The sequence below is a fragment of the Qipengyuania sp. S6317L1 genome, assembly GCF_023015615.1.
GTDB lineage: Bacteria > Pseudomonadota > Alphaproteobacteria > Sphingomonadales > Sphingomonadaceae > Erythrobacter.
This window is the reverse complement of sequence record NZ_JALKAJ010000002.1, coordinates 481,051-501,945: the sequence shown is the minus strand read 5'-3', so window position 1 is coordinate 501,945 and position 20,895 is coordinate 481,051. Positions and strand designations below refer to the sequence as shown.

The 20,895-nt window shown below is 56.7% G+C and carries 25 protein-coding genes and 1 tRNA gene; 17 read left to right on the top strand and 9 right to left on the bottom strand.

Going from position 1 to position 20,895, the window contains the following annotated elements; translation table 11 throughout:
- Positions 1-25: 25 nt before the first annotated feature.
- Positions 26-619: a thymidine kinase gene (locus MWU38_RS03670; protein ID WP_247270474.1), complete on the top strand. Its 594-nt coding sequence runs from the start codon at positions 26-28 to the stop codon at positions 617-619.
- Positions 620-665: 46 nt separating this feature from the next.
- A complete protein-coding gene (locus tag MWU38_RS03665; protein ID WP_247270473.1) occupies positions 666-1,382 on the top strand; it encodes a site-2 protease family protein in 717 nt (238 codons plus the stop codon).
- On the opposite strand, the gene glpD is transcribed toward MWU38_RS03665, so the two are convergent.
- Positions 1,379-2,866 (bottom strand): glycerol-3-phosphate dehydrogenase, encoded by a 1,488-nt coding sequence (gene glpD / locus MWU38_RS03660; RefSeq protein ID WP_247270472.1) that lies wholly within the window; start codon positions 2,864-2,866, stop codon positions 1,379-1,381. The genes MWU38_RS03665 and glpD overlap by 4 nt on opposite strands.
- 49 nt (positions 2,867-2,915) lie before the next feature.
- Between glpD and truB the strand changes: the two genes are divergently transcribed.
- The 4 genes from truB to MWU38_RS03640 all read left to right on the top strand — a co-directional run bounded on the left by truB (position 2,916) and on the right by MWU38_RS03640 (position 7,389).
- On the top strand, positions 2,916-3,854 hold the full coding sequence (gene truB, locus MWU38_RS03655; protein ID WP_247270471.1) for a tRNA pseudouridine(55) synthase TruB: 939 nt from the start codon (positions 2,916-2,918) through the stop codon (positions 3,852-3,854).
- A gap of 12 nt (positions 3,855-3,866) precedes the next feature.
- Positions 3,867-4,136 (top strand): 30S ribosomal protein S15, encoded by a 270-nt coding sequence (gene rpsO / locus MWU38_RS03650; RefSeq protein WP_247270470.1) that lies wholly within the window; start codon positions 3,867-3,869, stop codon positions 4,134-4,136.
- Between the two features lie 206 nt (positions 4,137-4,342).
- Positions 4,343-6,631, top strand: a complete 2,289-nt coding sequence (gene pnp, locus MWU38_RS03645; RefSeq protein WP_247270469.1) for a polyribonucleotide nucleotidyltransferase — start codon at positions 4,343-4,345, stop codon at positions 6,629-6,631.
- Between the two features lie 71 nt (positions 6,632-6,702).
- Complete coding sequence (locus MWU38_RS03640) at positions 6,703-7,389, top strand: spermidine synthase (RefSeq protein ID WP_247270468.1); 687 nt, start codon at positions 6,703-6,705, stop codon at positions 7,387-7,389.
- On the opposite strand, the gene ahpF is transcribed toward MWU38_RS03640, so the two are convergent.
- The 5 genes from ahpF to MWU38_RS03615 form a co-directional block, all read right to left on the bottom strand.
- The gene (ahpF, locus tag MWU38_RS03635; RefSeq protein ID WP_247270467.1) at positions 7,386-8,975 is read right to left on the bottom strand and encodes an alkyl hydroperoxide reductase subunit F; all 1,590 of its coding nucleotides are present in this window, start codon (positions 8,973-8,975) and stop codon (positions 7,386-7,388) included. The two genes, MWU38_RS03640 and ahpF, sit on opposite strands and share 4 nt — an antisense overlap.
- A 208-nt stretch (positions 8,976-9,183) precedes the next feature.
- Positions 9,184-9,750: an alkyl hydroperoxide reductase subunit C gene (gene ahpC / locus MWU38_RS03630; RefSeq protein WP_247270466.1), complete on the bottom strand. Its 567-nt coding sequence runs from the start codon at positions 9,748-9,750 to the stop codon at positions 9,184-9,186.
- 189 nt (positions 9,751-9,939) lie between these two features.
- Positions 9,940-10,863 carry a DUF481 domain-containing protein gene (locus tag MWU38_RS03625; protein ID WP_247270465.1) on the bottom strand — a complete coding sequence of 308 codons (924 nt, stop codon included), beginning with the start codon at positions 10,861-10,863 and terminating at the stop codon, positions 9,940-9,942.
- A gap of 4 nt (positions 10,864-10,867) precedes the next feature.
- Positions 10,868-11,392 (bottom strand): DUF1993 domain-containing protein, encoded by a 525-nt coding sequence (locus MWU38_RS03620; RefSeq protein ID WP_247270464.1) that lies wholly within the window; start codon positions 11,390-11,392, stop codon positions 10,868-10,870.
- A gap of 114 nt (positions 11,393-11,506) precedes the next feature.
- Positions 11,507-12,196 (bottom strand): GcrA family cell cycle regulator, encoded by a 690-nt coding sequence (locus tag MWU38_RS03615; protein ID WP_247270463.1) that lies wholly within the window; start codon positions 12,194-12,196, stop codon positions 11,507-11,509.
- Positions 12,197-12,288: 92 nt separating this feature from the next.
- Here MWU38_RS03615 and MWU38_RS03610 point away from each other — a divergent pair, with 92 nt between their 5' ends.
- Complete coding sequence (locus MWU38_RS03610) at positions 12,289-13,176, top strand: ABC transporter permease (protein WP_247270462.1); 888 nt, start codon at positions 12,289-12,291, stop codon at positions 13,174-13,176.
- 16 nt (positions 13,177-13,192) lie between these two features.
- Here the strand turns inward: MWU38_RS03610 and hspQ are convergent, their stop codons facing one another.
- Positions 13,193-13,573: a heat shock protein HspQ gene (gene hspQ, locus MWU38_RS03605; protein ID WP_247270461.1), complete on the bottom strand. Its 381-nt coding sequence runs from the start codon at positions 13,571-13,573 to the stop codon at positions 13,193-13,195.
- Positions 13,574-13,778: 205 nt separating this feature from the next.
- Between hspQ and MWU38_RS03600 the strand changes: the two genes are divergently transcribed.
- The 7 genes from MWU38_RS03600 (at position 13,779) to MWU38_RS03570 (ending at position 17,438) form a co-directional block, all read left to right on the top strand.
- Positions 13,779-13,868: transfer RNA gene (locus MWU38_RS03600), tRNA-Ser, on the top strand.
- Positions 13,869-14,011: 143 nt separating this feature from the next.
- Positions 14,012-15,187, top strand: a complete 1,176-nt coding sequence (locus tag MWU38_RS03595; RefSeq protein WP_247270460.1) for a site-specific integrase — start codon at positions 14,012-14,014, stop codon at positions 15,185-15,187.
- The gene (locus MWU38_RS03590; RefSeq protein WP_247270459.1) at positions 15,187-15,708 is read left to right on the top strand and encodes a hypothetical protein; all 522 of its coding nucleotides are present in this window, start codon (positions 15,187-15,189) and stop codon (positions 15,706-15,708) included. The genes MWU38_RS03595 and MWU38_RS03590 overlap by 1 nt, the downstream gene beginning before the upstream one ends.
- A gap of 95 nt (positions 15,709-15,803) precedes the next feature.
- Positions 15,804-16,007: a helix-turn-helix domain-containing protein gene (locus MWU38_RS03585; protein WP_247270458.1), complete on the top strand. Its 204-nt coding sequence runs from the start codon at positions 15,804-15,806 to the stop codon at positions 16,005-16,007.
- Complete coding sequence (locus MWU38_RS03580) at positions 16,004-16,390, top strand: hypothetical protein (protein WP_247270457.1); 387 nt, start codon at positions 16,004-16,006, stop codon at positions 16,388-16,390. Before MWU38_RS03585 ends, MWU38_RS03580 begins: the two co-directional genes overlap by 4 nt.
- Positions 16,387-16,644: a PC4/YdbC family ssDNA-binding protein gene (locus tag MWU38_RS03575; RefSeq protein WP_247270456.1), complete on the top strand. Its 258-nt coding sequence runs from the start codon at positions 16,387-16,389 to the stop codon at positions 16,642-16,644. The genes MWU38_RS03580 and MWU38_RS03575 overlap by 4 nt, the downstream gene beginning before the upstream one ends.
- A gap of 248 nt (positions 16,645-16,892) precedes the next feature.
- Positions 16,893-17,438: a hypothetical protein gene (locus MWU38_RS03570; protein ID WP_247270455.1), complete on the top strand. Its 546-nt coding sequence runs from the start codon at positions 16,893-16,895 to the stop codon at positions 17,436-17,438.
- A 66-nt stretch (positions 17,439-17,504) separates the two neighbouring features.
- On the opposite strand, the gene MWU38_RS03565 is transcribed toward MWU38_RS03570, so the two are convergent.
- Complete coding sequence (locus tag MWU38_RS03565; protein ID WP_247270454.1) at positions 17,505-18,386, bottom strand: hypothetical protein; 882 nt, start codon at positions 18,384-18,386, stop codon at positions 17,505-17,507.
- 305 nt (positions 18,387-18,691) lie between these two features.
- Between MWU38_RS03565 and MWU38_RS03560 the strand changes: the two genes are divergently transcribed.
- Positions 18,692-19,258, top strand: coding sequence for a hypothetical protein (locus MWU38_RS03560; RefSeq protein WP_247270453.1), 567 nt, complete (start codon positions 18,692-18,694; stop codon positions 19,256-19,258).
- A 107-nt stretch (positions 19,259-19,365) separates the two neighbouring features.
- Here the strand turns inward: MWU38_RS03560 and MWU38_RS03555 are convergent, their stop codons facing one another.
- A complete protein-coding gene (locus MWU38_RS03555) occupies positions 19,366-19,743 on the bottom strand; it encodes a PH domain-containing protein (protein WP_247270452.1) in 378 nt (125 codons plus the stop codon).
- A gap of 416 nt (positions 19,744-20,159) precedes the next feature.
- Between MWU38_RS03555 and MWU38_RS03550 the strand changes: the two genes are divergently transcribed.
- Together MWU38_RS03550 and MWU38_RS03545 are read left to right on the top strand one after the other, a co-directional pair.
- Positions 20,160-20,516 (top strand): thermonuclease family protein, encoded by a 357-nt coding sequence (locus MWU38_RS03550; protein WP_247271234.1) that lies wholly within the window; start codon positions 20,160-20,162, stop codon positions 20,514-20,516.
- Positions 20,517-20,531: 15 nt separating this feature from the next.
- On the top strand, positions 20,532-20,864 hold the full coding sequence (locus MWU38_RS03545) for a hypothetical protein (protein WP_247270451.1): 333 nt from the start codon (positions 20,532-20,534) through the stop codon (positions 20,862-20,864).
- Positions 20,865-20,895: the final 31 nt, after the last annotated feature.

Sequence of the window (20,895 nt, the reverse complement as noted above, 5' to 3'; positions counted from 1 at the left end):
CGCTGGCGAAGCTTAGGTGCAACGCATGGCCAAGCTCTACTTTTACTATTCCAGCATGAATGCCGGCAAATCGACGACCCTTCTGCAAGCGGACTTCAACTACCGCGAGCGCGGGCAGCAAACGATGGTGTGGACAGCCGAACTCGACACCCGCTCGGCAGGGCTGGTGAAAAGCCGCATTGGGCTGGAGGCGGATGCGCACCTTTATACGCCCGAAACCGACCTGAAGGCGCAGATCCTCAAATCGCACGCCGATAAAGCGCTTGATTGCGTACTTGTCGATGAAGCGCAATTCCTGACCCCGGCGCAGGTCTGGCAGCTTGCCCATCTATCCGATGATCACGGCATTCCGGTGCTTTGCTATGGTTTGCGAACCGACTTTCAGGGCGAGCTGTTTCCCGGCTCAGCCGCGCTGCTTGGTATTGCCGATTCCCTGGTGGAATTGAAGGCGGTGTGCTGGTGCGGGCGCAAGGCATCGATGAACTTGCGCGTTGATAGCGATGGCCGTCCCGTCAAAGAGGGCGCGCAGACCGAAATCGGGGGCAATGACCGCTATGTCGCTTTGTGCCGCAGACATTTTAGCGCAAGCCTTCGCGGTGAGGCCGGTTCGCTAGGCTAGCGCTGGGGCCTAGCGAGTAACGACTTGCGACCCTACATAAAGGTCGATGTCCGAAACCCTCACATTTGCGCTCATCTTCGTCCCCTGCCTGATCGTAGCCATCGTGTTCCACGAGGTCGCGCACGGGTGGGCGGCCAAAGCATTGGGCGATCCCACCGCGAGTGAGCGGGGGCGGTTGACGCTCAACCCCATTCGCCATGTCGATCCCATTGGCACCCTGCTGGTTCCCGGAGGGCTATTGCTGATGGGCGCGCCTGCATTCGGCTGGGCAAAGCCTGTGCCGGTCAACAAATGGCGGCTTTCCAACCCGCGTTTTGGCATGATGGCGGTCGCCGCCGCAGGTCCCGCTAGCAATTTTGTGCTCGCATTGGTCGGCGCGGTTTTGTTCGGACTGACGATTGTGCCGGGCGCGGCGTGGTCGGAAAGCGCATCTGGATTGCCGATGTTGATGGGAGCCGATGGCGCGGCATTGCCGATTGCAACCGGTCTTTATCTCTTCATCACGATCAACGTGTTCTTGGGCCTGTTCAACCTTTTACCGATTCCCCCGTTTGACGGCTCGCATATCGTCGGAGGGTTGTTGCCTGCAAAGCTGCGTTACCAATGGGAGCGGCTCCAGCGGCTTGGCATGGTGCTGATCCTTGGCGTAATCGGCTTTAGCTGGGTGTTTGGCACTGGCTGGCTCGAAGTGACGGTTCTGCCGCTCGTCACCAAGGTGATGTCCTTTTACGAAGGTATCGCGATCGCGATTGCCACGGCTTAGGCAATGACTGTCGGTCTCGCCGCGAACCAGGCCTCGACGCGGGCCTGTTCTTTACTCGTGAGGTGCAGATACAGCTTTGACCGGCGTGTCAGCACATCCTCAGCCGTCATCGCGAATTCGTGGGCAACCAGATATTCAACCTCGCGCGCATAGAGCCCGCCGCCCATGTGCTCGCCAAGGTCATTCACGCCCCGCGCATCACCGATCACGTCGATCATCCGCGTGCCATAGGCGCGAGCCATCCGGTGCAGTGTATCACGCGGCGCCCAATCGTACCGCGCGCATTGGTCGGCTACGAAGTCGTCGAAGTGTAGCGGATCAATCCCGCCGCCGGGTAGAGGCTTGCTTGCGGTCCAGTCCTCGCCGCCGATGTTTAGGCGCTTCAATGCGTGCACCGCCAGCTTGCGATAGGTCGTGAGCTTTCCGCCGAAGATCGAGAGAAGAGGAGGGCCGTCCTCTTCCACCTCAAACTGATAATCGCGGGTGACAGTCGAATTGGACGCAGCTTTATCTTCGTAGAGCGGGCGCACCCCGGCATAACTTGCGACCGCCTGATCGGGCGCCACGCCGACCTTGAGATATTCGTTCGCCGCATCGCATATATAGCTCGCCTCTTCGGGCGAAATGTCGATGCCCTTGGGATCGCCTTTGAACGCCTGATCGGTGGTGCCGACAAGCGTGTAATCGCGCTCATAGGGGATGGCAAAGATGATCCGGTCATCCTTGTTCTGGAAAATATAGCTGCGGTCATGTTCGAACAGCTTGGGGAAGATCAGGTGGCTTCCTTTGACTAGGCGCAGGTTCTGATGCGTTTCCTCCGGCATGGCGCGGCCCAAAACCGTGTCGACCCACGGGCCCGCGGCATTGACCACCTTGCGAGCGATAACCTTTTCATCGTGGCCATCGGCGGTTTTCAGCGTCGCGATCCAGCTGTCCTCGCGCCTCTCCAGCCCCACGCACTCGGTGCGGGTGCGAATATCGGCTCCGCGCTCTTTTGCATCCATGCAATTGAGCACGACAAGGCGCGAATCCTCGACCCAGCAATCGGAATATTCCCAACCCTTGGTCAGGCGGTCTTTCAGCACGCGGCCATGCGGTTCGTCGCGCAAGTTGACGCTGCTCGTGCCGGGGAGGATCTTGCGGCCGCCCAGATTGTCATAGAGAAAAAGGCCAAGGCGCAGCATCCACGAAGGGCGAAGGCCCTCATCATGGGGAAGCACAAATCGCATGGGCCAGATGATATGCGGCGCCATTTGAAGCAGGCGCTCGCGTTCGATCAAGCTTTCGCGCACCAAGCGGAATTCGTAATGTTCAAGATAGCGCAGACCGCCATGGATGAGCTTTGTGGAGGCGCTGGATGTCGCGCTTGCCAGATCGTCCTTTTCGACGAGGCATACCGATAGGCCGCGCCCTGCCGCATCGCGCGCGATACCAGCGCCATTGATCCCCCCGCCGATCACCAAAAGGTCGAAATGATTTTCCATTGCGGGCAAATGCTTGGCGAAAGCGTTTGCGTTTGGCTAGAGGGCGCGTGTGACTTGCGACAAGAAACCTGCGCCAAACGGCTGGATCATCCTCGACAAACCGCGCGGGCTTGGCTCGACGCAAGCTGTGGGCGCGGTCAAGCGCAATTTGCGCGAAGGTGGTTATGCGAAGACCAAGGTGGGGCATGGCGGGACACTCGATCCATTGGCCGAAGGGGTGCTGCCGATTGCCTTGGGTGAGGCGACCAAGCTTGCCGGGCGGATGCTGGATGCGAGCAAGATCTACGAGTTCATGGTGCAGTTCGGGGTGGAGACAGAGACGCTCGATACCGAGGGTGAGGTCGTAGAGCGTTCGGATGTCCGACCCACCTTGGCAAAGATCGAGGCGGTGCTGCCCCAGTTTACCGGAGCAATCGAACAGGTGCCCCCGGCGTATTCAGCGCTAAAAATCGATGGAAAGCGGGCCTACGATCTCGCGCGGGCGGGGGAAGAGGTGCAATTAAAGACGCGGGCGGTGACAATTCATGCGCTTTCAATCCGTCATTCCAGCCTGCGCGATAATGACGAAGTGGATGAAGTGACCCTCCAGGCCCATGTGTCGAAAGGCACATACATCCGCTCGCTTGCACGAGATATCGCCCGCGCCCTTGGAACTTGCGGGCACGTTACCTATCTGCGTCGCAGCAAAGCCGGACCTTTTGCCGAGGCCCAAGCGATTTCTCTGGACAAATTGAACGAAATCGCTAATGGCGCGCAATTATCTGACCTACTCCTGCCGTTGGAGGCAGGGCTGGACGACATCCCGGCCCTTTCCCTCTCCCAGACTGACGCGCAGGCGCTCCAACAAGGGCGGGTCGTGTCTGGATTGCCCCAATCTCCCGGGCTTTACTGTGCGATGCTGGACATGCGTCCCATTGCTCTAGTCGAGATCAAGGAGGGCGCCGCAAAGGTGGTGAGGGGTTTTAACCTACCCGATGTCGCTGAGTAGAAAGAGAAATACATGTCAGTAGCACCTGAACGCAAAGCAGAAATCATCAAGGACAACGCGCAAGCCAAAGGCGACACCGGTTCGCCAGAAGTGCAAGTCGCGATCCTGACCGAGCGTATCCGCAACCTCACCGAGCACTTCAAATCCAACCACAAGGACAATCACTCACGTCGTGGTCTCCTTATGATGGTGAACAAGCGCCGTAATCTTCTTGCCTATCTCAAGAAGAAAGATGTGGAGCGTTACAACGCGCTGATCCAGAAACTGGGTCTTCGTAAGTAAGAGTTTTGAGAAGCGGTCCCAACGGGGCCGCTTCTTGCTTATGGGCCTCATATGGACGAGGCTCTCTAAAGAGGGGCAAGGGTCACAATTCGGTGGTCCAGCCTTGGGGCTTAGCAAACCACGCCCCACACCCGACCGGGCGGGCACTCCCGGTAAAAGTAGGCCCCGCACCGCAATAAGGCCGTGTGGGTTCAAAAGGAAAATCAATGTTCGACACGAAAACCGTATCGCTGGAGTGGGGCGGAAAGACCCTCACTCTGGAAACAGGTCGTATTGCCCGTCAAGCAGACGGCGCCGTACTGGCCACTTATGGCGAAACCGTGGTGCTTTGCGCCGTGACCGCCGCCAAGTCAGTCAAGGAAGGCCAGGATTTCTTCCCTCTGACCGTCCACTATCAGGAAAAATTCTCGGCTGCTGGCCGTATTCCGGGTGGCTTTTTCAAGCGCGAAGGCCGCGCGACGGAAAAAGAAACGCTCACATCGCGTCTTATCGACCGTCCTTGCCGCCCGCTCTTCCCTGAAGGTTTCTACAACGAAATCAACGTGATCTGTCAGGTTCTCTCCTATGACGGCGAGACCGAGCCAGACATCGTCGCAATGATCGCAGCTTCTGCTGCACTCACCATTTCGGGCGTTCCATTCATGGGCCCGATTGGCGCTGCGCGCGTTGGCTTTAACACTGACGGCGAATACGTCCTCAACCCGACTGTTGAATCAGCGCTCGGCGAAGATGGCCGCCTCGACCTCGTAGTCGCAGCGACGCAAGACGCAGTGATGATGGTGGAATCGGAAGCCAAGGAACTGACCGAGGAAGAAATGCTCGGCGCTGTGATGTTTGCCCACGAAGAGAGCCGCAAGGTTATCGGCGCGATCATCGACTTGGCTGAAAAAGCTGCGAAAGATCCATGGGAAGTCGACGTTTCTGACGACACGTCCGACATCAAGGAAAAGCTGCGCGGCATCGTCGGTGATGATATCGCCGCTGCTTACAAGCTGACCGACAAATCGGCTCGCTCGGACGCTCTGAACGAAGCGCGCGCCAAAGCGAAAGAGGCGTTCGCAGGCGAAGAGCCACAAACGCAAATGGTCGCCAACAAAGCGGTCAAGAAGCTGGAAAGCGAAATCGTTCGCGGCGCTATCATCAAAGACGGCACCCGTATCGACGGTCGTAAGCTGGATCAGGTTCGCCCGATCGAAGCGATGGTTGGTCTGCTTCCACGCACCCACGGTTCGGCGCTTTTCACGCGCGGTGAAACGCAGGCGATCTGCACCACCACGCTTGGCACGAAAGATGCCGAGCAAATGATCGATGGTCTTGAAGGGCTTAGCTACAGCAACTTCATGCTGCACTATAACTTCCCGCCCTATTCGGTCGGCGAAGTGGGCCGTTTCGGCTTCACCAGCCGCCGCGAAACCGGTCACGGCAAGCTCGCCTTCCGCGCGCTTCGTCCGGTTCTGCCAACGGTTGAGGATTTCCCTTACACCATCCGCGTTCTGTCAGACATCACCGAGTCAAACGGCTCGTCTTCGATGGCCACCGTTTGCGGCGGCGCATTGTCGATGATGGACGCAGGCGTTCCATTGACTCGCCCGGTATCGGGTATCGCCATGGGCCTTATCCTTGAGGGCGACGACTTTGCAGTTCTTTCAGACATCCTTGGTGATGAAGATCACCTTGGCGACATGGACTTCAAGGTGGCTGGCTCTGAAGAAGGCATCACCTCGCTTCAGATGGACATCAAGGTTGCCGGCATCACGCAGGAAATCATGACAAAGGCGCTTGAGCAGGCGAAAGCAGGCCGCGCGCACATCCTTGGCGAAATGGCGAAAGCTCTCACCGGTGCCCGCACCGAGGTCAGCAAGCACGCTCCGCGCATCGAGACCATGCAGATCGACAAATCGAAGATCCGCGACGTCATCGGTACAGGCGGCAAGGTGATCCGTGAGATCGTCGCTGAAACCGGCGCAAAGGTCGACATCGACGATGAAGGCACGATCAAGATCTCGTCCTCCAACGCTGATGAAATCGCAGCTGCAAAGGCCTGGATCGAAGGCATCGTTGAAGAAGCCGAAGTCGGCAAGGTCTACACCGGTAAGGTCGTCAACATCGTCGACTTTGGCGCATTCGTGAACTTCATGGGTGGCAAGGACGGTCTCGTCCACGTTTCCGAAATGAAGAACGAGCGCGTTGACAAGCCCACGGACGTTGTGTCCGAAGGCCAAGAGGTGAAGGTCAAGGTCCTCGAAATCGACAACCGCGGCAAGGTCCGCCTGTCGATGCGTGTGGTTGACCAGGAAACCGGCGAAGAGCTCGAAGACACCCGCCCACCGCGTGAGAATAAACCACGTGGTGATCGCGGTGATCGTGGCGGTGATCGTCGTGGCCCACGCGGCAATCGCAGCCGCGGTGGTGACCGTGGTGGTCGCCGTGATGGCGGCAGCAAGGGCGGCGACAACGACGGCCCAGCAGAAATGCCTGACTTCCTGAAGGACTAATCCTTCAAGAATGGATGACAATAGAAGGGCCGCCCCATAAGGGTGGCCCTTTCTTTTTGGGACCATACGAAATGCTCAAACGTCAACTTTTAGACACCGTTGAAATTCCGGGCGGCGAGGTGCTCGAGCTTTTTCAGCACGGACGCGATTTCATGATTGTGCTTGGCTACAATGAGTTGATGAGCACGCGGATGCGTTTTTCCGAGGAGCAATTGGCGGAGATGACACTCGACCGGCTGAACAAGCCGAACCCTCGCATCCTCATCGGTGGCTATGGAATGGGATTTACCCTGCGCGCGGCGCTCGCCCGCCTGCCAGAGAATGCGCAAGTCGTGGTCGCAGAGATATCAGAGAAGATCATCGAATGGGCGAGGGGGCCGATGGCGGAGCTTACGGGAGACTGCCTTGAGGACCCGCGCCTTGACCTAAAAATTTGTGATGTGGCCGCGTTGATCGACGATGCAAATGACGGCACATGCGCCAAGTTCGATGCGATCTTGCTCGATGTCGACAACGGCCCCGATGGCATGGTGAGGGCTGACAACAACCGCATCTACTCACGCACCGGCCTTGGCAAAGCGCGTGATGCTCTGGTGCCCGGCGGGATTATATCGGTGTGGTCGGCTGCGCGCGACTATGGCTTTACCAAGCGCATGAAAGAGGCTGGCTACGAAGTTGAAGAAGTGGGTGTGCGCTCTCGTCCCAATAACAAGGGCGCACACCATGTGATCTGGTTCGGGAAAAAACGAGCGAGTTAAGCCGCTTCGGCAATGTCCTCGACCGGCTCGTTGCGGATGAGATAGTCAAACGCACCAAGGCCAGCTTTCGCGCCTTCGCCCATCGCAACAACGATTTGCTTGTCGGGAACGATGGTCGCATCGCCGCCCGCGTAGATGCCGGGGACGTTGGTTGCGCCGTGTTCGTCGACGATGATCTCACCATATTTGGTGAGATTGAGGCCCGTGCCCTGCAGCCATTCGGTGTTGGGGACGAGCCCGATCTGAACGAACACACCTTCAAGCGTGATCGTGCGCTCTTCGCCCGTTTCGCGGTCCTTGAGAACAAGGCCATTGCAGCGTGAACCGTCGCCCACGATCGCGGTCGTCTCGCCATTGGTGACGATCTCGACGTTGGGTAACGAGCGCAGTTTGCGTTGCAGCACCTCATCAGCGCGAAGCTTGGTGTCGAATTCGATCAGGGTCACATGGCCAACGATTTTTGCAAGGTCGATTGCGGCTTCAACGCCGGAATTGCCGCCGCCGATGACTGCGATGCGCTTGCCCTTGAAAAGCGGGCCATCGCAGTGGGGGCAATAGGCAACGCCCTTGTTGCGGTACTCCGCCTCGCCCGGAACGCCGAGGTTGCGCCAACGCGCGCCGGTCGAAAGGATCAGCGAACGCGATTTTAGAACAGCGCCATTGGCAAGTATAACTTCGTGCATGCCACCCGCTTCGCCCGCAGGTTTGAGCTCGGTTGCGCGGGCAAGGTCCATCAGGTCGATGGCATTCTCGGTTGCCTGCGCTTTCAGATCGCCTGCAAGCTTGGGCCCTTCGGTGTAGCTGGTGCCGGGCAGGTTCTCGATGCCGAGGGTGTCTTGCAGCTGGCCGCCAAAGCGTTCTGCTGCAATACCGGTGCGGAAACCTTTGCGCGCGGTGTAGATCGCCGAGGCAACGCCAGCAGGGCCGCCGCCGATCACGAGGACCTCGAACGGGTCCTTGGCGGAGAGTTTCTCGGCCGCTTTCTCATCCGCGCCGCTGTCCAGTTTGGACAGGATTTCCGCAAGTTCCATCTTGCCGTTGTAAAACACTTCGCCGTTCAGGAAGGTTGCGGGCACGGCAAGAATATCGCGCGCTTCAACCTCGTCCTGGAAGGTGCCGCCTTCGATAAGGGTCGCGGTGATGTGAGAGTTTTCAAGCGCCATCAGCGTGAGGGCCTGCACTACGTCGGGGCAATTATGGCAGGAGAGCGAGAAGAACATCTCGAACTCATGGTCGCCCTCAAGCGCGCGGACCTGTTCGATGAGGTCAGCGTCAACCTTGGGCGGGTGGCCGCCTGCCCATAGGAGGGCGAGAACGAGAGAGGTAAACTCGTGGCCCATCGGAAGGCCGGCAAAACGCACCCATTTGCTCGCATCGCTGGCGCGGCGGATGATGAAGCTTGGCTTGCGCTCATGCGTTCCATCAAAGCTTGCGCTCACCATCTCGTGCAGTTCCGCGATTTCAGTAAGCAGTTCGCGCGTTTGCGCAGACTTCTCGCCATCGTCGAGCGAGGCGACAAGCTCAATGGGCTCACGCAGGTTGGTGAGATATTGCTTGAGCTGGGCTTGCATATTTGCGTCGAGCATGAGGAAATCTCCGTTGCGATGACGTGAAATGGGAAAGGGAACTGGAAGCGCCTCACCCATAAGGGAGAGGGGAGACGGGGAGGCACTTCCAGTCCGTTCAAACCAGGGCGCGATGAGGCGCCTAGGCGGGGTTTGGGCGTGACGGCTTTATAAGGGAGGGGGATACAAGCGCGTCACTGCCCGAAGATCGGTAAAAAGCTACCGAAAGTTAGATTTTCCCAACGAGGTCAAGCGATGGGGCAAGCGTGTCGGAACCCTCTTCCCAAGCTGCCGGGCAGACTTGTCCTGGGTTCTCACGAACATATTGCGCCGCTTTGATCTTGCGGGTCAGTTCGTTTGCGTTGCGGCCAACACCTTCACAGGTGATTTCCATGATCTGGATCACGCCGTCCGGGTCGACAACAAAGGTCGCACGGTCAGCAAGACCCATTTCTTCGCGAAGAACGCCAAACTGCTTGGAAAGCGTGTGGAGTTGGTCGCCGAGGAACGGGAAGTTGAGCTTACCGATTTTCTCGGAGCTGTCGTGCCATGCCTTGTGGCTGAAATGAGTGTCGGTCGAGACCGCGTAGACTTCAACGCCCATCGATTGGAGCAGTTCGTACTTCTCGCCCATGTCTTCAAGCTCGGTCGGGCATACGAAGGTCCAGTCGGCAGGATAGAAGAAGAAGACGGCCCACTTGTTCTCGATGTCTTTTTCAGTGACGTCGAAGAAATCTTTGCCGGCCTGGAAAGCGGTGGCTTTGAATGGTTGGACGGTTGATCCGATAATACCCATGATTGTTCCTTTGTTTGGTCTTTGAGAGGAGTTTGTGAACTTATAACGCACCAGATATGGGATTTGTTGCATCGCAACGAAATTGAATTATGCGATCACATTAATCGCCACCGCCGATGAAATCTAAGTAACTGAATGTGCTATGATTTTGTGTCGGTCCGATGGGAAATTTCTACTGATGCTGTGCTGCTAAAATCCGTAGATCACCGTGATCCGGCTCAACGTGTCGGTCTTCACCGCGCCAGCGGGCGGATCGGTGTCATGCTCTACCGTGTAGGACAAACGCACCGACAAAGCGTCGGAGATCGAGGCCTGCAAACCGGTGTCAGAGACATACGTGCTTGAGCCCGATTGAATGAGAGCGTTGGCGTCCTGCGTGAAGGTGATTGTGTCGGAAAGCGCCCAGTCGAAATCGGCTGCTGCAAGACCGGCAAGATTGCTGGTGCTGCCGCCCCCGATAAGTTCCGTGCGCCGCCATGCGGGGCCTGCTTTTACAGAAAGCGTCGGGCCTTGGGTCAAGACATCATAGCCAAGACCGCCCGATGCCGAGTAACGTGCGCCAAACCCTTGGAAGCGGTCGCGCTCATATTGACCAAGGGCATAGGCGAACAGGCGGTCGGAGATCTTGTAATTGACCTCGTAGGCAGCAAGGAATTGCTCGCGCGTGGTAACCCCTTCTGTGCGTTGATAGTCGGCACGTCCGCGCAGTTTGTGGCGCCAGTTTATGCCTTCTTTAGTGAGGCCAAGGCTGGCCGTGACACCTGTGTTATCGGCATTACCTGACGACATGAAGGCGCCAAGCTCGCCTTTGCCTGACCAATTTTCCAAAAGGCCTGCAGAACGGATGTTTTCATCCTCAACGGCCTTTGCCAAGCGTTCCTGTCGGTCCAGTTCCTGCTCGAAATCGGCAAGGATCTGTACCAGTTCATCGGCATCATCGGGATTGGTTGCGCGTGCCAGATCGATAACGGTGCGCACCTTGGCTTCATCGCCAGTTTCAATCGCGGCATCAATCATTGCCCGCACCGGCTCTGGCAATTCTGCCTGGGCGGCGGTGGGCACGGCGGCGAGGCACGCAGCAAGGGCAGCGGTTTTCAGTTTGGCTGAAATCATCGAATTACGCCTTCCTGATGCGCACGCGGCCCATATAATCCATCTTTCCAATCGGCACGCCCAAATGACGCGCAATCGAATAGGCGGCGGTGCAATGGAAATAGAAGTTGGGTTGGGCAAAGCTCAGGAGAAAATCCTCGACCGTGAAGTCCATCCGGTTCTCCTTGAATTCAAAGCGCATATCGCGACCGATCCAACTTTCCATTTGGCCTTCTTCAAGACCTTCCATCACCGACTTCGCATGCGTTAATTTCTCGCGAAGGCCCTCGAAAGTGGTCGGTGGAGGATTGAGGTCCGGACGGTATATGCCTTCGCCAATTGCCTCGATTGCACCAGCCGTATGCTCAGCTACCGATTTGATCTGATAGGTAAAGGGCAGCATGTCATCGATCAGCCGCGCGGTGAGGATCGCGTCATGGTCACAATCGCGTTCGGCGCACCAGCTTTCGGTTTTGTTGAGCAGGTGACCGGCGGTGCCAATCATTTGAAGCGCGCTGGGGACGAACGCTTGGTGAAGCGACAAAGGCATGAAGGGTGTCTCCTTTTATTGAGAAAAAGGCCCGGAAGCTTCACGAGCAACCGGGCCTTGAAATCTTTCTGAATGGGTGCGGGCCTATCACACCCGGTTTAGCGCAAGTTTGTTCTAGCGCACCCGGGGCCCACCAAATGGCAGTGGCGGTGGGGGTCTGCGCGCACCACGTGGCAACTGTGCCTGATAGGCTCGGCCACAATGTTCGACGCAATATGGGAAGCCCGGGTTCACCGGCGTGCCGCAGAAGTGAAAATCAGGCTCGCCCGGGTGGCCCATGGGCCAGCGGCAGACCTTGTCGGAGAGGTCCAGGAGGCTGGTCTTGTCCTTGATCGATGGATCAGGCTTTGCGGGAACCAGTCGGCGCGGCGGCGCAGGCGGGATTGGCGCTTGCTGGTCGCCGGGGCCCTGACGCAGGAAGCCGCCCGGACCCACCGAAACGACCTTTGGAAGATCGGGCGTCGGGTTTGGCACTGGCTGGCTGTTGATCGGCGCAGATGCCGATTTTGTCGCCGGAACGGGCTCAGGGGTTGGTGCTGGCGCAGGAGCGGGCTTTGCCGCAGGCTTCGCCGCAGCTGCCGCTTTTTTCGGCGCCGCTTTGACAGCAGGCTTCTTGGCAGCCGCCTTTTTCTTCTTATCGCCCGATTTTACCGGCGATGGCCGAGATTTCAGGCCCAGGCGGTGCGCCTTACCGATAACGGCATTGCGGCTCACTCCGCCCAGTTCTTCTGCGATTTGGCTCGCGGTTGAACCGCCTTCCCACATCTTCTTGAGCGTTTCGATGCGCTCGTCAGTCCAACTCATAAAACGTCCGTTCTTTCTTGGCGTGTGTTTCTACGCCATCTTTAGATAGGCAGCTTGTCACGATGCACCAGAGGCCCTAGGCGGGAAATCCCATGGAAAGAGACTTTTCAGCCACACCTCAAAGCGTAAGCGCTCCCAACGAGAATGATCAAGCGCGAAGCACCCGGTTCCCCCCTCGCGGTGTTCCGGTGATTACCGGAATCAATCGAGTGGGGCTGTTCGCGCTCTATATGAAGGAAGTGCGCCGTTTTCTCAAGGTCCAGACGCAGACGATCTGGGCGCCAGCGGTCACGACACTGCTGTTTTTGATCATTTTCACCGTTGCACTCGGCCGAGGAGGGCGCGAGGTCCTTGGCGTGGAGTTTGCAAGTTTCGTGGCGCCGGGACTGATTATGATGGGCATGATGCAAAATGCCTTTGCCAATTCCTCCTTCTCGCTTTTGGGCGGAAAGATCCAAGGGACCATCATCGATTATTTGATGCCTCCGCTTTCCCCTGGTGAAATGATGGCGGCCATCGTGGGCGCAGCCGTCACGCGCGCTGTTCTGGTTGGTGGCGCGGTGGGGGTTGCGATGCTGCTTTGGCCCGGTGTGTCGCTGTCGGTCGAACACCTGTGGGCAGTGATCTGGTTCGGGCTGATGGGGGCGGTCATGCTCGCCCTGGTGGGCCTTGCAACCTCGATCTGGGCCGAGAAGTTTGATCACAATGCCGCGATCAGCAATTTCGTCGTCGCGCCGCTTTCGCTTTTGTCAGGCACGTTTTACGTGATCGACAATCTTGCGCCGGCGTTTCAGGCGGTGAGCCGCGCCAATCCGTTTTTCTATGTGATTTCGGGCTTCCGCTATGGCTTTCTGGGCGAAAGCGACATTGGCGATGGCAGCGCGGTTGCAGTAGCCGCTTTGGGAATTGGTCTGTTCAACCTCGTTATCGCACTTGCGGTCTTTGCGGTTCTGCGCGCAGGTTGGCGACTTAAAAGCTAATGCGCGGCTGGGCCGATCAATGTGTCAGTGAACGACGCATCCGATAGCGTCCGTCCTTGAACTGTTCGAACAATTCAGGGACTGTCGGGTGATCGACGGGACCACCTTCGCTGTCGCAAACCAGATTTCCCTGACTCACATAAGCGACGTATGACGATTCGTCGTTTTCAGCGAGCAGGTGATAAAACGGTTGTTCGCGCGATGGCCGCATATCCTCGGGGATCGCCTGATACCATTCTTCGCTGTTGGCAAAGACCGGGTCCACATCGAACACCACTCCGCGAAAGCCGAACAGGCGATGGCGTACGACTTCGCCGATACCGAAGCGGCTGCGGGTTTGCCGCGGGACCGTGATCGTCCGGCCCGCTTGACTGGAGAAGAATTGGGAGCGTTCCATAACTGCTCGAATATGGACCTTCACGGACGCAAAACAAGCGGTTTCGGAGTCAGTGATTCCAGATATGCCCGCATTTTCTTGGTCAAGAACCCTTGGCAAGCGGCGGGCTGGCGTGTAACGGGCGCGCTTCTCGTGAGTGCCAGACAGTCTTTGACCGGATTGGATTCGCCTTCAATAAGCGGAAATGCAGCCCACGAGACAGTGCGGAGAGATGCCGGAGTGGTCGAACGGGGCGGTCTCGAAAACCGTTGTGCTCTCACGAGTACCCAGGGTTCGAATCCCTGTCTCTCCGCCATTTACTCTTTTCCAGCCGTTCGCTGCTTTTCACGAAAACCCCTGATTCCCATGGTGTAAGCGACCTAATCGGTTCCGACGTGGACCTTGCGGTTCCTGTGTGCTCGCCCTATAGTGTGGGGAGAAACGTGGGGGTATTTGCAAATGGGCAAGCTTACAGCAACATCAGTGAAAGCAGTGAAAGAGCCGGGGAGCTATAGCGACGGCGATGGGCTTTTCCTTTTGATCGGCAAGCGCGGCGGGAAAAGCTGGATTGTCCGCATTCAAAAAGACGGGCGGCGGCGCGATATTGGGCTGGGCAGCGCGAAAAAGGTTCCTCTCAAACTGGCGCGCGAGCGGGCGGCGGAAGTACGTTGTCAGATAGAGGCGGGAATTGACCCTGTTGCTGAGCGACAAAAGGCGGCTGGCATTCCGGTATTTTCCGAAGCGGCAAAGCTTGTTCATGCTGAGCACAAGGCAAGCTGGAAAAACGCCAAGCACGCTCAGCAATGGATAAACACGCTTGAGACTTACGCTTTCCCCGCGTTTGGCAATCGATCAGTTGCCAGTGTGGACGCGGCGGCGGTCCGGGACGCATTGGCGGCGATATGGCTGGAAAAGCCGGAAACCGCGCGGCGGCTTCGGCAACGCATTAACTCCGTGATCGATTGGGCGGTTGCCAAGGGCTATCGCGAGAACGGTTTGGCCTTGCCTGTGATCGATAAGGCGCTTCCAAAGCAGCGGGTACAGCCAAAGCACCACAAGGCGGTGCCCTATACTGAGCTTCCCCTATTTATGCGTAATTTACGCGAAAACGAGAGCATGGGGCGGCTAGCTCTTGAAGCGGTTATCCTTACGGCGGCGCGTTCGGGTGAGGTTCGCTTGGCTGAGTGGAGCGAGCTAGACCTGGAGGGCGCGCAATGGACAATTCCAGCCGAGCGAATGAAGGCGGGGCGCGAGCACGTTGTGCCACTATCGCAGGAAGCGGTTTCCCTTTTTGAGCGAATGAAAGCGCACAAGCGCGGCGATACGGATTTGGTCTTTCCGGGACAGCGCCGGGGCAAGCCTCTCAGTGATATGACGCTAACCAAAGCAATGCGCGATATGGGGCGCAATGAAACCCCGCACGGTTTCAGAAGCACGTTTCGCGATTGGGTTGCCGAGCAAACGAACTTCCCGGACGCGGTTGCCGAGATGGCTTTGGCGCACACGGTAAGCGAGAAAACGGTTGCGGCTTACAAGCGGACAACCTTGCTGGAAAAGCGGCGCGAGTTGATGGCGGCTTGGGCTGGCTATTGTGAGGGGGCGAGCGGCAGCAATGTTGTGAGCTTTGGTCAATAATGGCCCATGACGAAAAATATCGATCGCCACCTCAGCGTTTAAATGGCCTCAAAAAGGATGCGGCGTTCTTCGAGCGCAATACGTTTACCCAAAAGAGCATTGAAAGCCTCCTATTCGGATTGGCTTGTTCGTATGATGTCACAGATAAGCATCTAGAATTGCTCGTGGCGATTGCGGAAGGTCTGCGCGGAACGCATCCTCATATGCGGATTAGTGTAGGTGAAATCCCAGATGGAGTAACACCAAAAGCCATAAAGTCGTCGGAATCGGCTCGCATGATGATGGCGGTCTCAGACGAAATAGACATGGCGGTAGCTCAAGGGGTTAAGCAAGAGGCAGCCGTTGAGGATGCCATTCAAAAGCATAAAATCTCAAGACGCGAGGTCTTTCGAATGCTGAAAAAGGCAAGAGCCATAAGGGTTAGTTGGAAAGCAGAAGAGCACTTGTTGGCTTGGCCTTGTTACGAGCACCACGAGATTGCCGATGATGGAACATTAGTGCCAACCGTGCGAAACGAGTGACACCGTAATTGATTGGCTTTGACGCGCGAATATAGCCAATTCTTGGTGCACCCCGGCATTCGCTGAGGTGCGCACCCGGCGCTGAACATCCGGGTATGGATAAATCGATGGACCTTCCTGAATTGCTTACGGTTGCTGACTTCTGCGACCGCTTCTCTATCGGCAAAACCTCATTCTATCGTGAGGTGAATGACGGTCGCTTGAAAATCCGCAAATTTGGATCGGCAACGCGCGTAGCTCGCGCCGATGCAATCGCGTGGGCGGAAACGCTCCCCATTTATAAAGGGGAGGCGGCATGATGGCAGACAAGAAAAAGGCCCCGGACGCGGTAACGTCCAAAGGCCAGCCGAAACCCGTGGAGGCATTCGACAATCCCCATATCGCCCATGACGCTGGCACTAGCAAGTCGATTGTCCGGTTTCGCTCTGGTGAGGGCCGCGTTTGGACTTATCACGGCAAGCGGGCGCGTGTGCTTTCCATGCTGGTCAATGCGCGCAACGGTGTGACCCAACATGATACTTACCCTTGGCACACGCGGCTGGGCGGTACGATCCACGCAATGCGCGAGGATGGGCTTTCCATCACAACCGAATTGGAAGGCGAGTATCGCCACGCACGCTATCGTCTCGCAACGGCGGGTTGCCTGATAAAACAGGCAAGGAACACGCGAGGCGGACAATGAGCGAGCTTCCCGGTTTCACCTCTCCCCCCGTTTGGGAATTGGACAAGCATGACGGGCGGCTGGTCGCTGGTGAGCGCGAATACAAAGGACGCTTGTTCTTTGAGCTTCGCCTCTGGGCTGGCCAGCATGGCGACAAGGCAACGGCAAAGGGTGTGACCCTGCCTGTGGAGTCCGTAGAGGGCCTTGCCAACGCTTTGACCGCCTACGCGAAGGCAAAGGCTCTCCAAGGGCCTCAAAGCGGCTCTCAAGGCTAAAGCGAGCGGGGCGCTTCGATCCAGCCGGATTGCCGCGCCCCGTTTGCCAATCTTGAAACTTCACCGCGATGTCAGATTCAGCTTCGCCGCACTCGCTTGATAGCGGTTTAATAACGGCGGAAAACGGGCAATCGCCCAAAACTGGCACGGGGATTGCAAACTATAGTCCTACTGTAAGTTGCGACCTTGCCCAGCCGAATAAGGCTCCCAAAGGCACATGGGGCGGTGCTCGAAACCGCGCCGATAGGGTGAGCTATCATCTAAGCGATGCCCAGATTGAAAAGCTGATGCGAGCGGCGGGCAATGCGTTTGATAGCGGGCGGACATTCCAACGGCATTGGACGGTGCATTATGGGCTGGCAGGGATCGAACCGGGGGACGGGGCGCGCTTTGTTGGCAAGCTGATTGACCTTGTGAAGAAACAAGCGCGGCGCGAGGGCGGCGATGCCTATGTGATTTGGGTGAGAGAGCGGGCGAGCGGGAAAGGCGAGCACGTCCATATCCTGATGCACCTGCCAGCCGGAATGAGCCTGAGAAACCGCACACGGCGCTGGATAATGGCGGCTGGTGGCACATATCGCGCCGGGGTTAGCAAGGTGACGGTGATCGGTGGGCGGCTCTCTAAAGTAGAGGAAAGTAGTGAAGACCGCGCGCGCGTAAATGCGGCAAATGTGGTGCGCTATTTCCTGAAAGCAGGAAAGGCTGAAACGGGCGAACGGCTGGGATTGGGGCGTTTTGGCGAGGGCGGTGAGATAGTTGGCAAGCGGTGCGGGTGGACGCGCAACCTGGCATAGATGTCTCGCTCAGAGTTGACGGTGTTATGAAACTAGCGGGCCTTAAAAACGCATCAGAAAACGCTGTTATTCGAACAGGTCGTCTTGATCCGGCGGCGGGATAATCTGCTTCACATGCTTCACTAAAAACGATGGTGGGCTTTTCTTGTCTCGGGGCTGCGTAATCTCCATCGTCACGTCTAGCCAAGCTCCCGGCCTTGCGTCTGGTTCGTCACCATTTTGAAACCGCTCTAACCATCTTTCATCGTCAATTTTCATTTGGCGCGTGCGTCCGGTCCACCATAAACCCCATTGGGCGGAGCCCTTGTATTGCGCAGTCACAATTTCAACTTGGCCATCGACCATCGAAACAAAGCTTTCTGGCTCAGTTTCACTTGGCAATGGAAGCGCTCGCGACTTGATGTGACGAGCTTCCTCACGATCAATTTGAAGGAGAGGTTTGTCTTCAGTCAAAATCGTAAAGTCTTCGTAGTCCGGCTGGTGCAGTGGCTCCAATACAGTCTTAACGTGCTGTAAGACCCTTGGGTCTTGCGCAAGCTTCGCTGTTTGGTTTGAAACCTCGATAGAGTTTCCGTCTCCATTAATGTTTATGATAGTGGTTCCGGTTGCCTCATTAGCTTCAAAGGAAACCGTCGTGTCTTCACCGTCTTCGCGCGGTTTGCCGTAGATGCGCTTGTAGAGCCAAAAAAGCCCGCCCGCTGGCGGACCTGCCAAGCCAATTATCTCCGCAATTTGACGTGCTGTCGCCACATTGTCTTTGCCTATCAGCATTGATGCTTGATCCATCCAAGATTGGATTAAGCTTAGGTCTAATTGGAAGCATTTTTGTTCGGTGTCAGCGTTCACAAGAACTTTGATGGAAGCACGGTCACCATTGACCTGCTTATTCGCAGTCTTAGCAATCTCGGCCAAGGCAAGAAGCGCTGGGGCGAGGTCTTGCACGTCCATTTCGTGCCCCTTAAGCGCGGGACCATCGTAACGGATTGTGGTGTTTACGTGCTTTGCCAATGATTTCTCGCGAGGATTAGGCTGAAGAGAGATGCACTAATACATGCAAGAGTCGTAATCGCAATCGATCACGGGTTCGATTTAGTTTCTAGGCGTTCCAAAAGCAGAAAACTTCTAATGATTTAGGAAAATGTCTGGCTGAGATTCCAGCCGATTCCTATGTCACTTGGATGGGCGGATACGGTTCTGGGCGCTATGGCGGAAGGCCAATCGCTGAGCATTGCTTGCGGATCGATTTGGCGTGGATGTTGCGCCGAGGTCTAGCAAAAAGCGGCACCTCCCAAGCGGGCACGCTTAGCTGGTCTTGCAACGGCTCTCCCAGCGGATCGATTGGCTATCACGCCTTGATGCACGAGCCGGGAAGCGAGCGGCTGAAACTCACCTACACACGCAGTAAAGGCGATGATGCGGAGTGTGTCAATCAGACAATCGCTTTGACCTTCACCCAGCCGAACTTTGGCGGGAAACGCTGGTGGATGATTTGCCCCTATCGGGGTATTCGCGTGGGCAAGCTTTACCTTCCCCCCGGCGGTGATCGGTTCGCGTCTCGCAAGGCTTGGCGGCTTGGCTATCAATCACAAAGAGACGCGGCGCGAGATAGGCCCTTTGAAATGCTCTTTCGGCTTCAAAAGAAACTGGGGTGTCCGCAAGGCTGGGGCAATTTCCCAAGAAGGCCTAAAGGAATGTGGCAGCGGACCTATGACAGGCACTTTGAAGAATACTTGCGCCTAGATGAGCTTTGCGCGCTCGAAATGAGTGCGACTATGGCGCGGCTCACCGGAGAGCTAGGGAAGGGGTGGCGCAATCTCTAGGGCTTTGCGGCTGGAAACCGGGGGCAATCGTTTGTTTTATCGCTAAGTCAGTTTTTCTCCCGCGCGCGCGCGCGCGAAGCGAAAAATAAGAATTTACCGAAAAGAGTTTAGGCCAACAGATGCGAATTAAATGCCTCTGCAACAGCAGAAACGTCGGTGCCTTTTGTCATTTGGACCTCGCAAACGCCCCAGCCTGAACCGCAAATTTTCAACTCTGCATCAAGATCGAGAGTGCCAGAATTTTCAATCGCGTAAGCAGTGATTGAGCGCCAAGGAAATGAGGTTACCTCAGTTTTCTTGCCCGTGATTCCTTGAGCATTCCAAACCAATATCCGTTTGTTTGTGAAAACCATCCCATCGCGAAGGCCTTTAAACTCAAGTGTTGGTTCTTCGCCTGCCATAAGCAAATTGCTGTAGCGCTTTGCGCTGGTTCCAATATCGACTGGGTTGCCGACAAAAATCTTATCCATGAAAGGGTTGCTCATATCCTCAGCCTAGCTAAATTCTCGAATGATGCAAGTTCGTTGCCGTTCGCCTATGTTCTTGTATTGTTCCAATCATGTCACGACATTCGATTCGGCAAGCAAAGCGAGATGATTTGGCTTTTCCTGTAAGGGTGAAGGTGCGGGTTCCAGCCGGGGGCCTTGGTTCGCTTTTGGACAATATGCACTCTTGGCTGAATGAGAATATCGGGGCGTTCAATCACGCTTGCCATAACCAGCCGGGAATGGCTTGCAGTACGGCGGCGTTCTATTTTCGAGATACTGAGGCCGCTACGGCTTTTGTGAGGGCGTTTCCGGGGGCAGAGCTTGCGGATGGCCTTGCATCGCCCGCATATCGCTCTGAGCGGCGCAATTAGGAGGCGAATTTGCTGGCATTGGCACTAGCGACAAGTTTGACGATGGCAGCGGAAGTGTCTGGCAAGCAATTCCCGATTTGCGGCGCGGGTCGGCGGGTCACTTGCGTTGTGGATGGCGACACGTTTTGGCTTGATCGGGTGAAGTACCGGATTGCCGATATTGACGCGCCAGAGATTAGTAACCCGCTATGCGCTGCGGAAAAGAGAAGTGCTGAAGCTTCCACCGCGCGGCTTGCCCAATTGCTCAATGCTGGACCGTTTCGGTTGGAGACGCGCGGGACGGATCGATATGGGCGTATTTTAGCCGTAGTGTCTCGCCGGGAATATTCACTTGGCGCGCGGCTGGTGGATGAAGGGCTTGCCCGTAAGTGGGGCAATAGGAGGGGTTGGTGCAACTGAGGGAGTTAGTGGAACATGACGAACAATGACCTTCAAAGGCATCTAGTTGGACTTGAGAGTCGATTGGAGAACTATCACGATGAGTTAACGCATAATCTAGTCGAGGATCGGTCACGATTGGCAGAGGAGCTGGCGCTCGCGCGAGGCCAACTCATTTGGCCTATCATGCTGGGGCTTGGAATTTATGTGCTGACAACTTTTGACCTTCACGCTTTTTGGGAAGCGGTTGGTGCCATTTCCATCGCTGTAGTCTCGTTGGGTGTGACGGGACTCATAGTCAACTCGGAGGAAAAGCGATTGAAGGCGCGCACAACCAAGCCTCCCGAATGGCGACATACCGACTGGTGAGAGCAGTGAACGTGGGGAGAATTGTGGGGGG

Bases quoted from the DNA above. Each gene is read 5' to 3' on its own strand.
- MWU38_RS03670 (WP_247270474.1), top strand. From the start codon at position 26: ATGGCCAAGCTCTACTTTTACTATTCCAGCATGAATGCCGGCAAATCG.
- MWU38_RS03665 (WP_247270473.1), top strand. From the start codon at position 666: ATGTCCGAAACCCTCACATTTGCGCTCATCTTCGTCCCCTGCCTGATC.
- glpD (WP_247270472.1), bottom strand. From the start codon at position 2,866: ATGGAAAATCATTTCGACCTTTTGGTGATCGGCGGGGGGATCAATGGC.
- rpsO (WP_247270470.1), top strand. From the start codon at position 3,867: ATGTCAGTAGCACCTGAACGCAAAGCAGAAATCATCAAGGACAACGCG.
- pnp (WP_247270469.1), top strand. From the start codon at position 4,343: ATGTTCGACACGAAAACCGTATCGCTGGAGTGGGGCGGAAAGACCCTC.
- MWU38_RS03640 (WP_247270468.1), top strand. From the start codon at position 6,703: ATGCTCAAACGTCAACTTTTAGACACCGTTGAAATTCCGGGCGGCGAG.
- ahpF (WP_247270467.1), bottom strand. From the start codon at position 8,975: ATGCTCGACGCAAATATGCAAGCCCAGCTCAAGCAATATCTCACCAAC.
- ahpC (WP_247270466.1), bottom strand. From the start codon at position 9,750: ATGGGTATTATCGGATCAACCGTCCAACCATTCAAAGCCACCGCTTTC.
- MWU38_RS03625 (WP_247270465.1), bottom strand. From the start codon at position 10,863: ATGATTTCAGCCAAACTGAAAACCGCTGCCCTTGCTGCGTGCCTCGCC.
- MWU38_RS03620 (WP_247270464.1), bottom strand. From the start codon at position 11,392: ATGCCTTTGTCGCTTCACCAAGCGTTCGTCCCCAGCGCGCTTCAAATG.
- MWU38_RS03615 (WP_247270463.1), bottom strand. From the start codon at position 12,196: ATGAGTTGGACTGACGAGCGCATCGAAACGCTCAAGAAGATGTGGGAA.
- MWU38_RS03610 (WP_247270462.1), top strand. From the start codon at position 12,289: ATGGAAAGAGACTTTTCAGCCACACCTCAAAGCGTAAGCGCTCCCAAC.
- hspQ (WP_247270461.1), bottom strand. From the start codon at position 13,573: ATGGAACGCTCCCAATTCTTCTCCAGTCAAGCGGGCCGGACGATCACG.
- MWU38_RS03595 (WP_247270460.1), top strand. From the start codon at position 14,012: ATGGGCAAGCTTACAGCAACATCAGTGAAAGCAGTGAAAGAGCCGGGG.
- MWU38_RS03590 (WP_247270459.1), top strand. From the start codon at position 15,187: ATGGCCCATGACGAAAAATATCGATCGCCACCTCAGCGTTTAAATGGC.
- MWU38_RS03585 (WP_247270458.1), top strand. From the start codon at position 15,804: ATGGATAAATCGATGGACCTTCCTGAATTGCTTACGGTTGCTGACTTC.
- MWU38_RS03580 (WP_247270457.1), top strand. From the start codon at position 16,004: ATGATGGCAGACAAGAAAAAGGCCCCGGACGCGGTAACGTCCAAAGGC.
- MWU38_RS03575 (WP_247270456.1), top strand. From the start codon at position 16,387: ATGAGCGAGCTTCCCGGTTTCACCTCTCCCCCCGTTTGGGAATTGGAC.
- MWU38_RS03565 (WP_247270454.1), bottom strand. From the start codon at position 18,386: ATGGACGTGCAAGACCTCGCCCCAGCGCTTCTTGCCTTGGCCGAGATT.
- MWU38_RS03560 (WP_247270453.1), top strand. From the start codon at position 18,692: ATGTTGCGCCGAGGTCTAGCAAAAAGCGGCACCTCCCAAGCGGGCACG.
- MWU38_RS03555 (WP_247270452.1), bottom strand. From the start codon at position 19,743: ATGAGCAACCCTTTCATGGATAAGATTTTTGTCGGCAACCCAGTCGAT.
- MWU38_RS03550 (WP_247271234.1), top strand. From the start codon at position 20,160: ATGGCAGCGGAAGTGTCTGGCAAGCAATTCCCGATTTGCGGCGCGGGT.
- MWU38_RS03545 (WP_247270451.1), top strand. From the start codon at position 20,532: ATGACGAACAATGACCTTCAAAGGCATCTAGTTGGACTTGAGAGTCGA.